This window comes from Streptomyces xantholiticus, from assembly GCF_014651015.1.
Taxonomy (GTDB): Bacteria; Actinomycetota; Actinomycetes; order Streptomycetales; family Streptomycetaceae; genus Streptomyces; species Streptomyces xantholiticus.
On record NZ_BMWB01000001.1, the window covers coordinates 250,500 to 263,986 of the forward strand.

General features: G+C 68.3%; 12 protein-coding genes and 1 tRNA gene. 5 read left to right on the forward strand and 8 right to left on the reverse strand.

What is annotated here, in order from left to right:
* Positions 1-345: 345 nt before the first annotated feature.
* Together IE198_RS34865 and IE198_RS01155 are read left to right on the forward strand one after the other, a co-directional pair.
* Positions 346-1,524: a glycosyltransferase gene (locus IE198_RS34865; RefSeq protein WP_229833674.1), complete on the forward strand. Its 1,179-nt coding sequence runs from the start codon at positions 346-348 to the stop codon at positions 1,522-1,524.
* Between the two features lie 52 nt (positions 1,525-1,576).
* Positions 1,577-2,782 carry a glycosyltransferase family 4 protein gene (locus IE198_RS01155; RefSeq protein ID WP_189881673.1) on the forward strand — a complete coding sequence of 402 codons (1,206 nt, stop codon included), beginning with the start codon at positions 1,577-1,579 and terminating at the stop codon, positions 2,780-2,782.
* 86 nt (positions 2,783-2,868) lie between these two features.
* Here IE198_RS01155 and IE198_RS01160 read toward each other — a convergent pair whose 3' ends face one another.
* From IE198_RS01160 to IE198_RS01180, 5 genes are all read right to left on the reverse strand, one after another.
* The gene (locus IE198_RS01160) at positions 2,869-3,495 is read right to left on the reverse strand and encodes a class I SAM-dependent methyltransferase (protein ID WP_189881675.1); all 627 of its coding nucleotides are present in this window, start codon (positions 3,493-3,495) and stop codon (positions 2,869-2,871) included.
* 251 nt (positions 3,496-3,746) lie between these two features.
* A complete protein-coding gene (locus IE198_RS01165; RefSeq protein WP_189881677.1) occupies positions 3,747-4,400 on the reverse strand; it encodes a class I SAM-dependent methyltransferase in 654 nt (217 codons plus the stop codon).
* Between the two features lie 235 nt (positions 4,401-4,635).
* The gene (locus IE198_RS01170; RefSeq protein ID WP_229833675.1) at positions 4,636-5,619 is read right to left on the reverse strand and encodes an NAD-dependent epimerase/dehydratase family protein; all 984 of its coding nucleotides are present in this window, start codon (positions 5,617-5,619) and stop codon (positions 4,636-4,638) included.
* A gap of 130 nt (positions 5,620-5,749) precedes the next feature.
* Positions 5,750-6,889: a glycosyltransferase family 4 protein gene (locus IE198_RS01175; protein ID WP_189881679.1), complete on the reverse strand. Its 1,140-nt coding sequence runs from the start codon at positions 6,887-6,889 to the stop codon at positions 5,750-5,752.
* A 372-nt stretch (positions 6,890-7,261) separates the two neighbouring features.
* Entirely contained in the window at positions 7,262-7,906 is a 645-nt protein-coding gene (locus IE198_RS01180; protein ID WP_189881681.1) for an LPXTG cell wall anchor domain-containing protein, read from the reverse strand.
* Between the two features lie 771 nt (positions 7,907-8,677).
* Here IE198_RS01180 and IE198_RS01185 point away from each other — a divergent pair.
* Complete coding sequence (locus IE198_RS01185) at positions 8,678-9,166, forward strand: potassium channel family protein (protein ID WP_189881684.1); 489 nt, start codon at positions 8,678-8,680, stop codon at positions 9,164-9,166.
* A 222-nt stretch (positions 9,167-9,388) separates the two neighbouring features.
* On the opposite strand, the gene IE198_RS01190 is transcribed toward IE198_RS01185, so the two are convergent.
* Positions 9,389-10,552 carry an acyltransferase family protein gene (locus tag IE198_RS01190; RefSeq protein WP_189881686.1) on the reverse strand — a complete coding sequence of 388 codons (1,164 nt, stop codon included), beginning with the start codon at positions 10,550-10,552 and terminating at the stop codon, positions 9,389-9,391.
* Between the two features lie 285 nt (positions 10,553-10,837).
* Here IE198_RS01190 and IE198_RS01195 point away from each other — a divergent pair, with 285 nt between their 5' ends.
* Positions 10,838-11,368: a nucleoside-triphosphatase gene (locus IE198_RS01195; protein ID WP_189881688.1), complete on the forward strand. Its 531-nt coding sequence runs from the start codon at positions 10,838-10,840 to the stop codon at positions 11,366-11,368.
* A 557-nt stretch (positions 11,369-11,925) separates the two neighbouring features.
* Here the strand turns inward: IE198_RS01195 and IE198_RS01200 are convergent.
* Positions 11,926-11,999 (reverse strand) — tRNA-Pro (locus tag IE198_RS01200).
* A gap of 150 nt (positions 12,000-12,149) precedes the next feature.
* On the opposite strand from IE198_RS01200, the gene IE198_RS01205 reads away from it, so the two are divergent.
* Entirely contained in the window at positions 12,150-12,626 is a 477-nt protein-coding gene (locus tag IE198_RS01205) for a DUF309 domain-containing protein (protein ID WP_189881690.1), read from the forward strand.
* A gap of 298 nt (positions 12,627-12,924) precedes the next feature.
* Here IE198_RS01205 and IE198_RS01210 read toward each other — a convergent pair whose 3' ends face one another.
* Entirely contained in the window at positions 12,925-13,284 is a 360-nt protein-coding gene (locus IE198_RS01210; protein WP_189881692.1) for a DUF488 domain-containing protein, read from the reverse strand.
* Between the last annotated feature and the right edge of the window lie 203 nt (positions 13,285-13,487).

Sequence of the window (13,487 nt, forward strand, 5' to 3'; positions counted from 1 at the left end):
CGAGGGCCGAGTATCGCCGTGCCGCGGGCCGTTGCGGATCCGGCGCGCGGAACGGCCTACCCCTCCGGTGCAACAGCACCCGGAGGATGTCCGCCGGAGGGGTGTACGGACCTCCCCAGCGGCCCGGTCGGCGACCCCACTCGTGTCGGCCGTGTCAGGCTGTGGCCGCTTCCACTCGGCGAAGGGTGGCGCGGGGAGTGGCGCGATGCGCAGCGCTCTGCCCCGACACGGGACGAGCAGGCTGCCCCCCTTCCACGGCGCCTATCACCGGCCGGCCTACTTGGAGGAAGATGTGACGCCTTGGGACTACCCGATGTTCGTCTGCGCCGTGTTGGGCGACCCGTCATGACCGCCGGACTTCACTCCGCCGAATCCGTGGCCGTCGATCCGGCGCAGCGCCGGATCACGGTGGTCACGCTCTCGGGATCCCGGCAGGCAGACGTCAAGGATTCCGCGGACTTCCGCACCTGGGCGGCACTCGCGAGCCGCCTCGGCGCCGCCGAATGCATCTGGGCGGGCCCGGACCTGGAATGCCGGCGAGGAGCGCTGCACGTGCTCAGGCGCTCCCGGGGCCCGGGAGTGCTGCGCTCGCTCGTCTGGGCGGCCGGGTCGGCACGTCACGGCGTGCGCCTCGCACGCGCCGCCCTGCGCAGGGGCGACAGCGTCGTGATCAATGGAGGGGAACCGTGGGGGTGGCCGTCCGCCTGGATCGTTGCACGTGCCACGAGGTGCCCGCTGCTGATCGACGTCCACGGGGACCTCCTGGCCCTGCCGGTCGCTGTCTTCGGCCGCTGGCGGCGGATCGTGCTGCGGCGGGCCGCCGTCACCTTCGCCCGGCACGCCGAGGGCTGCCGGGTCGTCGCCCGGTCGATGCAGGAGGGGCTGGCCCGGCGAGGCATTCCCTCGGTGCTCGTCCCGTCGCGGCTACTGCCCGTCTGGGAGGAGCCGTTGCAGCGGAACAGGCCCCCGCTCGCCGATCCAAAGGCACCCCAGCTCCTGACGGTCGGCCGGCTCCATCCTTCCAAGGGCCTGGACATGCTCCTGCCGGCGATGGCCGAGCTCGTGCAGACCCTCCCCTCGGCGCGGCTGCGGATCGTGGGGGACGGACCGCTCCGGGCCCGCCTGACCGAACAGGCAGCCCAGCTCGGCCTGGCGGGTCACGTGGAGTTCCTGGGCGCACGCGGAGTCGAGGACATCCGCGCGGAGCTGGCCCGCGCGGATCTCTTCGTCATCTCTTCACGGGACGAAGGACTGCCGAGGACTCTTCTCGAGGCCACGGCCGCCGCGGTTCCGGTCGTCGCGACCGAGGTGGGTGGCATTCCGGCCGCCGCGGCACGCTGGGAGAGCGTGACGCTGGTCGCACCGGACTCCGCCTCGATCGCGGACGGAGTACGCCGGGTCCTCGCATCCCCGCCGAGCGGCGAGCAACTGCTCGCGGTACGCGGCGACGTTCTCGCGCATTACGGCTTCGACGTGAACATCGATGCCGTGGCTGCCCTCATCCGCTCCGTCGGGGCCAAGTGAGACGGACGTCCATGGAGCACACCAGCGATCTGAGAGAAGCAAGGAGATTGTTGTGGACCGAGCGTCGACCGATGGTCGGCGGGCACAGGAGTGCACGCCGGTCCCCGAAGCGCGGAATCGGCGCCCGAGGCTGGTCTATGTGGTCCCCCATCTGTCCGAGACCGAGTCGCAGCACTTCGCACACATCCCGGCCCTGCTCGCGGCGCTGGGGAAGCGGATCGACGTCGCGGCAGCCGTCGAACGAGGGAACCCGCCGGCTCGCCTCGCCGGGGTGCGGTTGCTGCTGCGTGTTCGGGGCCGGGGCCGCCTGGGCCGGTTCCTGAGCACCGTACGCACGGTCCACCACTGTGCCCGGGCAGGCTACCGGACCTATTTCCTGCGCTACTCCACGCTGTTCGTGACCGTACTGATCCTCACCCGACCGGTGTACCGACACCGCATCCTTCTGTGGCGCAGCGGCACGGCGAATGTACCGGTGCCGGGCGAGCGCACCTTGTGGCACCAACGGCTTCGTCGTCTCCTCAACCGGGTGACGGCACGTTCGGTGGACTGTCTGGTCACCGGTCCGGAGTCGATGGTCCCCGTCATGGCCGGCCTGTGCGGAGTCCCGCGCGACAGGATGCGACTGCTCTACAACGACATCGACGCCGAGCGGTTCGCCCCGCTGGCCCCGGAGGCGCGAGGCGCAGCGCGGGCGAAGCACGGGTGGGGCGACGACGAGTTCGTCCTGCTGTACGTCCACCGGCTGTCCCACCGGAGGGGGGTTCGTCTCCTGGTGCCGCTGCTCACCGCCCTGCGCACGACGGAGGAGGGACCAGCCCGCAATGTCCGGCTCATCGTCGTGGGCGACGGCCCGGAAAGGTCTCGGCTGGAGCGTGCGGCGGCAGATCCCGCGCTGGGCGGTCGGATGCAGGTCGTAGGGCCGGTGCCCAACCGCGACCTTCCCGAGCTCTATGCGGCGGGGGACTGCCTCGTCATGCCGAGCTACGAGGAGGGGTTTCCACGAGTGCTGCTGGAGGCGATGGCCAGCGGCACGCCCGTCGTGACGACGGACGCGGGCGGATCGGCCGACGTGGTGGGCGCCGACTACCCTTATGTGGCTCCCGTGGGCGACCTGGATGCGCTGATCCGCCACGCCCGCGCCGTCAAGCTGTTGACGCCGGAGGAGCGGCGCGTCCTCGGACAGCGGATGCGGGAACGCGCGCGCAGGGAGTTCTCACCACAGCGCGCAGCCGCGATGCTCGAAGCGATCCTGTGACGCTCCTACCACCGTTACCCGATGAAGGATCCCTCCCGGAGCCCGGACGGCCTGGGGCGCGACATGGCCCGGCCCAGGCCACGGCATCATCCGACGGGTGCGAGCAGCGCCAAGTATGTGGAACCCAGCAGGTTGGGCCAGCGGCACACGGCCCGCCCGATGCGTTGCGTGTTCGGACCGGCCAGCACCCGCTCGTCCACGACCCGCCAGCCGTGCTCGCGCCCCGAGTTCCGTACGAACGCGCGCGCCTCGTCCAGCGAGAAGAACCACCGGTGACGGTCGCTGGGCCGCATCACGGGCAGCCCGTACTTCTGGGAGATCGGCTTCCCTCGCAGATGCCTGAGACGGGTCCTCACCTCGTAGGCGTTCGGGAGCGTGATGACGACATGCTCGCGCGCCACACGGCACAGCTCCGAGAAGGCGTTGTGGAAGTCGTCGGTGTGCTCCAGGACGTCGAAGGCGGTGACCACGTCCACCGACCCGTCGTCGAAGGGCAGACGTTCGCCGAGATCGGCCACCACCTCCGCCGACGGGTCGATGTCCACGCCCACATAATGAACCTGACGGCCCTTCAGTGCGGTCTCGAGCTCGCGTGTGCGGCATCCGACATCGACGACGGTGCCTCGCCAGATGGACGGGTAGACGCGCACGACGCCGGCCACCTTCTGCAGTGCCATGCCACCCTCGACCCTGGCGATGTCCATCGTGCGCATCGGTACTCCTTCTGTCGCTTCGCATTCATGGCGCGCGGGGACGACGTCGGTGTTGCCATCACCCGTAGACGCGCGAGATGTCCTTTATTCTGACTACTCGTTCCGGTCTGTCTCACCTGAGACATGCGCTTCAGGTGCAATGTCGTCCCAACGCCGCTGCGTGACGGTCCTCCACGTCGATCAGGGCGCGCAGTGTCACCCGCCGGAGCTCCCGGGGCAGAACGAGCCGCCGAGGAACCGGACGATCCAGGTCATCGGCGAACTGCGCCGATGACCTTCCTGCGATCGAGGAGCAGGGAAGGAGTCGTTCCGTTCCTGTGACAGAAATCCAGGAACGCACGGCTGTCGTCGACATCGTCGCTGGCGAACACACTGCCGGGTGTCATGAAGCGCCACGCCTGTTCGTACTCGATGAGCTGGCTGAGGTAGCGATGGTCGCTGTCGTGAAAGTAGAGGTCGATCCCCCCAAGACGCCGCAGTGCTCCGACGAAGGAGGACACGGCCTCCTCTGCCTTGGAGATCTGCAGATGCCACTGCGGGTGATGCCCCACCAGCTTGCCCACTTGGGGTTTGATGTCGAAGCTGTACAGAGCTCCGCATCCGTTCCGCTCGAGAGCGGAGAGGATGACGAACGAAGAGCGACCGTCCGCAACTCCGGTCTCCACCACGCTCTTCGGCTTGAGCAACCGAGCAACGGCGTAGAGGAAGGCGCCGGTCTCGGCTTCCACGCCGTGGGTCAGGGGGAACTCCAGCGCACACTCTTCGTACCGGTCGTTCAGCCGTGACTCGACCTCCTGATATTCGTCCAGCACCTCCGAGACCTGAGGCATGCTCCATCCCAGAGTCTGGACGAAGGCGGCGGCCGTGGTGGCGAGGGATTCACCGTGCTCGGCGAAGTCGGCCATCGTAGGCGCCGTATACCGCCGTACCCCGGTCGGAACAGCATGCACCGCGAGATACCCGCAGACCAGCGAGGCGACAGGAACCACTCCCGAGTGCCTGACCCATTGGCGGACGATCGACAAGCGACCCACGAAGTCACCCACATTTCCAAGGCAGCTGAATCGGACAGACACTCATACGGTCAGGACAGGCCGACTGCGAGGGCCATTCGCTCCTAGCCATTCCATGAAACAGGCGTCAGGACAGGGCACTCGTGACTGTCGGCGTGTGAGTGGACAGCCAGTCCCACTGACGCTCGATTCCCTCGACCAACGTTACGGAGGGGTCGTATCCGAGCAGGGAACGTGCCTTGGTGATGTCAGCGGCAGTGACCTGGACGTCACCCGGCTGCTCCGCATCGCTGACGATCGGAACCTCCTGCCCGGTGACCTCTGCGACGCAACGCAGGACATCGAGCATGGAGACACTGTTGCCACCGCCGACGTTGACCGCCTCTGCGGTCGCCGTCGCCGTCGCGGCAGCGAGGGTCCCAGCCACGATGTCCCCGATGTACGTGAAGTCCCTGCGCTGGCGGCCGTCCCCGTAAAGCCGCAGCGGCCGACCGGTCAGCACTGCGCGCAGCATGCGGCCGATGGCCATGTCCGGTCGTTGCCGCGGGCCGTACACCGTGAAATAGCGCAACGCGACCACGCTGGTGGGACTCGCCGGAGCGAGGGCGTAGGCGAGAGCGAGACGCTCGGCGGCGAGCTTGGTCACCCCGTACGGCGAGAGCGGAGCTGTGAGACCGTCCTCACGGAACGGCCCCGAGCCGTCGCCGTAGACACTGGACGAGGAAGCGAGAACGACACGGCGGACGCCCAGAGAGACACACGTCTCCATCAACCGCTGCGTGGCCAGGACGTTGCACTCCAGGTACTGGGAGAAAGCGCCTCCCCATGACGGTCGTACCCCCGGCACACCGGCGAGATGGAAGACCGTGTCGGCGCCGTCCGCCCAAGGCTTGATCTCGTCGCTGACGAGGTCGCATTCAACCAGCCTGAACGCAGGATGCTCCAATGCCCTGGAGAGGTTACGTGCGGCCTCGGGATCTTCTCGGGGTGATCGACGGTCGACGCCGACGACCCTCGCACCACGCTGCAGCAGAGCCTCGACCACGTGCGAGCCGATGAATCCAGCGGCTCCGGTGACCACTGCGTCCTCGATTGCCGGTGCTCCAGTCATCGCGCTTTCCCTCTCTGCAGTTGCCCGCCGCACCCATCGAAATAGACCTGAGTGACTGAATAGTCTCAGTATTCCGATATGCCCCTCTATCGCGCCGCTGGACACGCCATGGCGCGGCCGAATGGCCTGACTACGCGCAGGAATGACGACGTTCCAGCGCCAAGCGAAACCACTCCTCGACCCTTCCCGCGACCACTGGCCAGCCCAGTTCCGCTGCCGCGTGTCTCCCCCGCTCGCTCATGACGTGCCGCCCGGGGTCGTCGTCGAGCAGGGTGCGCAATGTGCCCACCAGATCCGCCTTCACCCCGGCGCGAAAGACTCGGTACGCCTCCGGGATCGTGACCACCGGGTCGAGCGAAGCCTCCGTCGACACGACGACGGGGGTGCCCAGCGCCAACGCCTCCAGCGCGGCTGTCGGTACGCCCTCGCCCTTCCCTGGCAAACGTCGCGATGCCAGGACGAACACCTCCGCGCGGCGCACCAGTGCGTACACGTCGTCCCGACCCAGCGCACCTACGAGCTCAACTCCCGGTGCCCCAGACGCGAGTTCGGTGAGCCGTCCCCGCTCCGGCCCCTCGCCCGCAATGACCAGGCGCAACCCGGGGCGACTACGGGCCAGTTCGTGGAACGCTTCGATGAGCAGGCCATGGTTCTTCATGGGGTCCAGCGCGCCGACACTGACGATCAGTCCTCGCTCTCGGCTTTCGGGGCCGACGGCCGAGGGCATGTGGGACAGCTCGAGACCGCTGGACATCGTGAGGATGCGTCGCTCTTGCACGCCGCATGCCACCAGATCGCTCGCGGTCCCCGACCCGAGAGCGATGAACGCGTCCACGAACCGGAACGCGTGCCTGGCCAGCCGCCGTCGCCGGTCGGACAGTCTGGCATGGACGGTCATGCACAGCGGGATGCCGAGGCGGCGGCACAGTGGGCCCAGCCACAAGGCCTCGGTCTGGTCACCGTGCAGATGCAGCAGGTCCACGCCGTGAGCACGTGATCCGCCCGTCAACTGCCGGATCGCCGCCGACGCCTCCGCCGCGAAGGCGGCCCTGTCGGATCTCGGCGCCAGCAGGCGTGACAGAGCGGTCCTGCTGAGGGACAGGCGCGCAGCCCCGTCAGGCACCGCCGTCCCGTGACGAAAAGCCAGGGTGACACGATGCCCGCGGCCCAGCTGCTCTCGCGTCAGGCATTCCACATGGCGTTCCATCCCACCCGGCATCGGGGGAACTCGGTAGCTCAGCCGCAGAATATGCATGGCAGTCTTCTCCATTCATGTGCCACCTCCGCTGCGGGTTTTGCCCAGTCGCCACCGGTGGGGCGACGCACGGCGCGGCGATTGAATCGAATGCCAATCGAGGACGGCACTACGCCGCGCATGATCCCATATCGCGTGCTGACCAGGAGCGAACACGACCGGCTTGTAGGTCCACAGCGGGACAAGGGAAATAGCAGCGTCGTCATTTCTACCGCAATGGCCACGCACTCCGTGTGCGCGGCGGCTCTGCGGAAAAGGGCTGCGGGCCGGCGGCAGCCAGGCGTATCGCGTCGGCTGCACGGCAGCGCTCACCACGGCAAGCAGGCAGAATCCCGGACAGCTGTGTACTGTCCGGGATTCTGCCAGTGCGACGAGCGGGAATTCGGCTTACTTCTGCTGGGCCGCCGCACGCCGACGCTTCACGAGGATCAGCGATCCTCCGCCGAGAAGCACGAGGCCGCCTGCCGCGGTGGCCATGGCCACCGTTGCGTCCGACGAACCGGTCTTGGCGAGCGAGGAGCCGTGGTCATCGGACGACTTGCCGCCGCTGCCCGAGTCGTCGTGGTTCCCCCGGTCGTCATAGGAATCGTCGTGGTTGTCGCCGCCGTGGCCGGGCCGGCCGTGGTCGTCGTCGTGGTTGTCGCTGCCATGGCCGGGCCGGCCGTGGTCGTCGTCGCCGTGGTCGTCGCCGCCGGGTCGGCCGTTGTCGCCGCCACCGTGGTCGTCGCCGTGGTCGCCGCCGTGGTCGTCCCCGTCTCCTTCGATGGTCACCCGTGCGGTCAGCACGAGACCCGACTCCAGACCCTCGAGTTGGAAGTCGTACTCGCCGGGCTTGACGTCCTCGGGAATGGTGACCGTATCGGCCACGCGGCCATTGGCGTCCGCGAAGTGGGTACCGAGTGGCACGGTCGACAGGCCGTCGTCACCGCCGTCGTCACCGCCGTCTTCGCCGTCGTCGCCGTCGTCGTCGTCCCGTGCGACCGAAAGGGGCGCCGGGAATGCGGGTGATCCTCTCAGTGCGGCGGTGTTCACCGATCCGGCGGCGCCGCCGTCTCCGTCTCCATCCCCAGGAGGAACGAGACTTGATTCGGCCTCTTCGTGCGGCCCGTGGCCGGTTCCGACGAAGTCGACCTCATCGCCGGGAGACAGTGTGACGTCGTCGAGTTGAAGACTTGGGCCTGGCGGATACGGCTGAGCCAGCGCCGGCTCCACGGCAATGAGGGGAGCTGCAGCAATAAGGCTTACGGTGGAGGCGGCCAGTGCGACTCGCCATCCGGAGCGTCTGGGCATCGTTTCGGGCTCCTTCGGACGACGCTTGATCAGGGATGAATTCTTGTTGCCGATATGGAGGGGTCGGACCGCGTTGCAGGACAGAGCTGTCTGCCGTGTCCGTTTCCCGCCGTGGCTCTGTGTTCCGGACACCGACCCGTTTGCGCTCGCAATCGACGGCACACAATTGATGTCTGCCGTCCAAGCACCGGGATCCATTGACGTGGACGGCTCCGCCCAAACAGGCCCACCACGGGGCTCGTCAGGACGGTGCAAGAGATGCACGCGTGTGGCCCCCACCGTTCGCGATCATGGACCGGATCTGCTTTGGTCCCTCGCGCGTCACCGGTGGGCGCGGCGAGGCAACCGAAGGAAACCCGGTCGACTCGTCGGGCGGGCACGCGTTCCGCCCGGAGTCTGCAGGGGAGAGAAGACCACCGGGAGGGCGCGACGGTCGCGTGTCAGAGCGCCCGTGACTGCGCACGGCGGTAGCCTCACCGTCACGTTCTTGCCCGTGGCCGGGAGGTTCAGCCCGTGCAGCAGTCGTTCTTCGCGCTCTTCCTCGGCCGCTTGCTGGGCACGACCTGGTGGAGGACCTTTCATGTGCGGGCCGCCCTGTGGGTGTCGCTGGCCACCGCGGTCATCCTGCTGGCGGGTGCGGCGCTGGTCGTGCATGCCGAGCAGGGTGCCCCTGGGGCCAACATCACCTCGTTCTCCAAAGCCGTCTGGTGGGCTGTCGAGACAGCGACCACTGTCGGGTACGGAGATCTCTACCCCGTCACCGCCTGGGGCCGCGTCGTCGCCGCGGTGGTGATGCTGGCCGGGATCACCGCCTTCGGCGTGATCACCGCGGCCATCGCCACCTGGTTCGTCGGAAGGGCGGAGCAGGATGCCCACACCGTGGGGGCGGCGGTTCGCCAGTACACGCGGGAGGGCGAGGAGGCGTTCCACGCCGAGGTGCGGGCGCTTCACGAACGGTTCGACCGGGTCGAGAACCTGCTCGACAACCGTGACGCACGCTGAGAGCAGTTCTACGGCAGCGTGATGTGGGACCGAGGTCGGTCCGTACGCGGCGATCCGGCGTGACCGTCGCGGGGGTCGCGAGGCGGGACCTGAGCGCAAGCGCGGCGGGTGCGGCGTGGGCCCCGTTACGAGCGGCTTCCGCTCGACTATCTGGCCTTTCTCGGGCTCGCTGCGGCAACCTGATGCCGCAAGTGGCTCATCGAACTCACCATGAGAAACGGTCTACGAGTTCTTCGACGACGGGCCGACCTGTGGGCGGGAATTGTCCGGGCCCCTATCGGGGTCTTCGCTCTGCCGGGGCGGTGACGCAATGACCTTCGACGTCACGACCAGGGGCGGGATGAGGCGGCGCGACAGCGCTCGCCTGGCAGGAGTCTCGAATCTGTCGGCCAGCAGGACGCAACCCGAAACCAGCAGCACAAGGAAGACCAAGCCGCCCCATGGCGCATACTGCTCCACCCGAAGGCCGAAGAACTGCAGCAGGATTCCGCAGCTGAGCATGTACAGCCTCTTGTGCAGTGCGTACACCGCGTACGAAGCCAGCCCGAGCCTGGTGCACAGAAGGGCCGTGGCCCCCTGCGGCTCGGCCTTTGCGCCGAGCAGGACGAGCAGGGGGAGCACCACCAGTGCGCAGCACAGCTGGCTGATGGTGCTCAGATCGAAGGCGGCCAGTGCCGGCAGAACTCCGAGCAGGAGAAGCGGGTGGATCCGAGGAGCCCGTACGGCGCGGTGGAAGCGATGGAGCAGAACTCCCAGCATGAACGAGTACAGGACTCTCGCGAGACCACCGGCGAATGTGTCCCAGCCGACGCCGAGAGCCGTGGAGTCCCACCAGAGAGCTGCACCGGTGAAAAGGACGCCGGAGACGAGTACGACACCGACGAGGACCTTGGTGGATTCGAGAAGTCGGCGGGACAACACCCAGACGAGGTTGGCGAGCAGCTCGAAGAAGATCGACCACATGATGCCGTTGAGTGGGAACAGAGCAGCGGCGAACGGATCGGGCAGCATCAAGGCCGCGAAGGGAAGGTCCACCAGGAGCTGGGACCATGTCCACTCCTGATCCGGATGGTTCTCCATCACCTCCTGACCCTGGTAGCGCATCATGCACAGCGCCTGCACCAATCCCAGAATGGTTCCCAGCAGGTACACCGGATAGAGCCGCACGTACCGGGCGAGCATGAAGCGCCAAGGACTCATGCCTTCGCGGAAGCGCTCCTCGTAGGCATGCGCGAGGACGAAACCACTCAGCACGAAGAAAAGGTCAACGGCCATCTGTGCGGATGGCAGCGGGTCCCCGAAGTATCGGTGCGAGTGCAGAACGACGATGCACAGCGCGGCGACACCGCGAATTCCGTCGAGTGTCCTGAAGGCTCGATCCTTCATGTGCTGATCCGCATTTGACACCACACAGCATCTCCAGTCGGCCGGGCTTCGTCCGTTGACTGGGCAACGCTATGCCGCCGACCCGGACAGCGAATCGGGATCCGAAGCCGCCCGAACGAGTTTCAGCGGGAATTCACTCACGTGCCGCACGGCGAGACGACCGAACCAATGCTGCGAGGGCAGCAGTTGCCGGGTGCAAGGCGCCCCGTCGGTCGAGTCGGGGCGGCGAAAACCCTCTTCACTGGAAACCTGGTGGAGGAGGACCGCCCATCAACGGAGTGCGAGATGCCGACGAAGATCCTGCTCGAGGGGCGCCCTGGGGTGGGCAAGACCACCGTCGTCCGCCGCCTGGCCACGCTTCTGCACACCCGGGAGGTCGTCGGCTTCACCACGGAGGAGGTCCGGCAGGGCGGCGCCCGGGTCGGGTTCGTTCTGGAGACGACCACGGGTCACCGCGCCGTGCTCGCCCATGTCGACTTCCCCGGCCCACCGAAGGTGGGGCGGTACGGCGTCGACCTGGGCGTCATGGACCGCTTGGCGATGCCGGGGCTCCTCGCGGCGTCCGCGGAACCCGTTCCCGGACGGCTCGTACTCATCGACGAGCTCGGGCGGATGGAGTTGTACTCCGCCTCGTTCAGTAAGGCCGTTCGATGCGTGTTCGAGACAGGCATCGATGTGGTCGCGACCGTGCACGCGCACAGCGACCCGTTCACCGACCCCCTGAAGCGGCGCACCGACGTCGAACTCGTCGTCGTGACCCGGGCGAACAGGGACACTCTCCCGGGGAGGCTGGCGGCACGGCTGGAGCGCCGGTGACGCATGCGGCGGTTCACCCGCCCCTGCGCGGCAGCGTGGTAGAAGGTGGCTGTCGGAACGGGACGTCCTGGCCAAGGTCGTAGTTGGCAACGCACTCGGCGGCCTTCATGAACCGTTTGTCGTCGCAGCCTTGAACCGGTCGAGGTCGAAGGCCCGGTAGCGGCAGATGAGTTCGGTGACGTTGGCGAACCGGTAGCCGTGGATCCCGCGGCCAGGAAGCGGTCCGTGTTGCGAGCCGGGCAGCTGGTGCCGGAACCGCCGGCCGCGGTGACGCCCAGCACTCTGTACCAGGCGGAGAGTCGGGGCCGGTCCAGACCGGCGGCGGAACGGACGGGCCGTGGCACGGTCCGGACCCCGCCGGCCGAGGCGGAGGTTGCGCTCACGTTGTCGAAGGCGCCGGTGCCGGTGCCGGACTCTGCATACTCCTGGTGGGCACCGGTGCATGTGTGGCGCCGCGAAGCCACTGAGGCGACCCGGGGCCCCAGCTGGTCCCCGGAAAACGCTCAGAGGCCGTCCGGATTTCTCCGATACGACCTCTGACCTGCGACTCTTTCGAGTCGGGACGACAGGATTTGAACCTGCGACCCCTTGACCCCCAGTCAAGTGCGCTACCAAGCTGCGCCACGTCCCGATACGCGACTGTGCCGGATTTCCCGGCCGAGCGCGCAAGAGAACATTACCTCACTCTGCGGGGTCGGCGAACGCCCGGCCTGCGGCGCCGGCGGCGGCGTCGCGGTGACGCCGCCCAAGGCCTCCGGTGCGCGGGAGGGACAATTGCGGCATGGACAAGGCACGCAGAGACCGCGACACCGAGGGCAGGGCCCGCAATGCCCGCCCCCGGGACGGCCTGGGCCGTCCCCTCCCCCATGGCGCACCCGGCGTGCAGCGCCAGCCGGAGGGGGTCGTGCGCACCCCGGCCCAGACGCTCGCCGAGGCGCAGCGCCTGCTCGACGCCGGTATGCCGTTCCATGCGCACGAGGTCTTGGAGGACGCCTGGAAGTCAGGCCCCGAGGAAGAACGCGAGCTGTGGCGGGGTCTGGCGCAGCTCGCAGTGGGGCTCACTCACGCCGCACGGGGCAACACCACGGGCGGCGCCCGTCTGCTGCTGCGCGGCGCCGACCGGATCGCCGGCCTCCCGGCGCCGTACTCGATCGATGTGCCGGGGCTGGATCTCTGGGCCCGGGAGCTGGCGGGTCGGCTGACCGGCCCGGTGGATCCGGCGGCGGAGGCGCCGCGGCTGATCGGCGGGCGCGACTAGCGCCAGCGGTTCACCACCACACAGGGAGGGCCTCGGGCGATGACGCCGTGACAGCGGCCGGGTCACATCGAAGACGTCCGGCCGGTCGTGGCTGCGCTCGTCGCGATCGGCGGAGCCGTATGCCACGAACATCGTGGCCGCTGTGGCCAGTTCGGTGCCCGCGAGGGTGACGGGCCGGATGGCGGTTCGCCGGAAGCCCTGGAGGGCGGTGTCGTTCGTACGGCCTCCTCCAGGGCTGCCGGTACCAGCTGTGTTTCGTCGGCGAGCAGCACCCACTGACGGTGGTCGGGCAGCGGGTCTACAGGAGGCGCCGGAGCACGGAAGTGTGGCTGCGGTCAGGATCCTTGGCCGCCGTCAGGAGGGTCAGCGGCCCCTTGGAGGCCAGGGCGCGCAGCTTGTCCAGGGCCTCCGCCGCGGCCGGTTCGGCGAGCTCCGCCTCGTAGCGCCGGCAGAACTCCTCGTATTCGCCGTCCGGTCCGTGGTACCAGCGCCGGAGCTCCGTCGACGGCGTCACCGACTTGGGCCACTCGTCGACGCGCGCCTCGTCCTTGCTCAGGCCGCGCGGCCAGAGCCGGTCGACGAGCACCCGGAGGCCGTCGTCCGGGTCGGGTGCATCGTAGATTCTGCGAACCTTCGCCTTGCCACTGCCTCGCTGCATGCCCCCAGCGTCACAGGCCCGGGACTTGCGTGCGACTGGGCGCGGCAGACCCGGGCCGGGCGCGGGAGGAGCACCGAATCGACCACCGTCCGGCAGCACGCCGGCACAGGTGAACCCGGTCCTCGAAGCACCGTTCGACGCGCGGTACGCCCAGGGAGCAGGGACGACGCAACGGACCGCCCGGATTCGCGGCGCGAGCTCCG

What these genes read in the sequence shown, in the direction of transcription:
- IE198_RS34865 (WP_229833674.1), top strand. Translation starts at nt 346, where the DNA reads ATGACCGCCGGACTTCACTCCGCCGAATCCGTGGCCGTCGATCCGGCG.
- IE198_RS01160 (WP_189881675.1), bottom strand. Translation starts at nt 3,495, where the DNA reads ATGCGCACGATGGACATCGCCAGGGTCGAGGGTGGCATGGCACTGCAG.
- IE198_RS01165 (WP_189881677.1), bottom strand. Translation starts at nt 4,400, where the DNA reads ATGGCCGACTTCGCCGAGCACGGTGAATCCCTCGCCACCACGGCCGCC.
- IE198_RS01170 (WP_229833675.1), bottom strand. Translation starts at nt 5,619, where the DNA reads ATGACTGGAGCACCGGCAATCGAGGACGCAGTGGTCACCGGAGCCGCT.
- IE198_RS01175 (WP_189881679.1), bottom strand. Translation starts at nt 6,889, where the DNA reads ATGGAGAAGACTGCCATGCATATTCTGCGGCTGAGCTACCGAGTTCCC.
- IE198_RS01190 (WP_189881686.1), bottom strand. Translation starts at nt 10,552, where the DNA reads ATGAAGGATCGAGCCTTCAGGACACTCGACGGAATTCGCGGTGTCGCC.
- IE198_RS01195 (WP_189881688.1), top strand. Translation starts at nt 10,838, where the DNA reads ATGCCGACGAAGATCCTGCTCGAGGGGCGCCCTGGGGTGGGCAAGACC.
- IE198_RS01205 (WP_189881690.1), top strand. Translation starts at nt 12,150, where the DNA reads ATGGACAAGGCACGCAGAGACCGCGACACCGAGGGCAGGGCCCGCAAT.
- IE198_RS01210 (WP_189881692.1), bottom strand. Translation starts at nt 13,284, where the DNA reads ATGCAGCGAGGCAGTGGCAAGGCGAAGGTTCGCAGAATCTACGATGCA.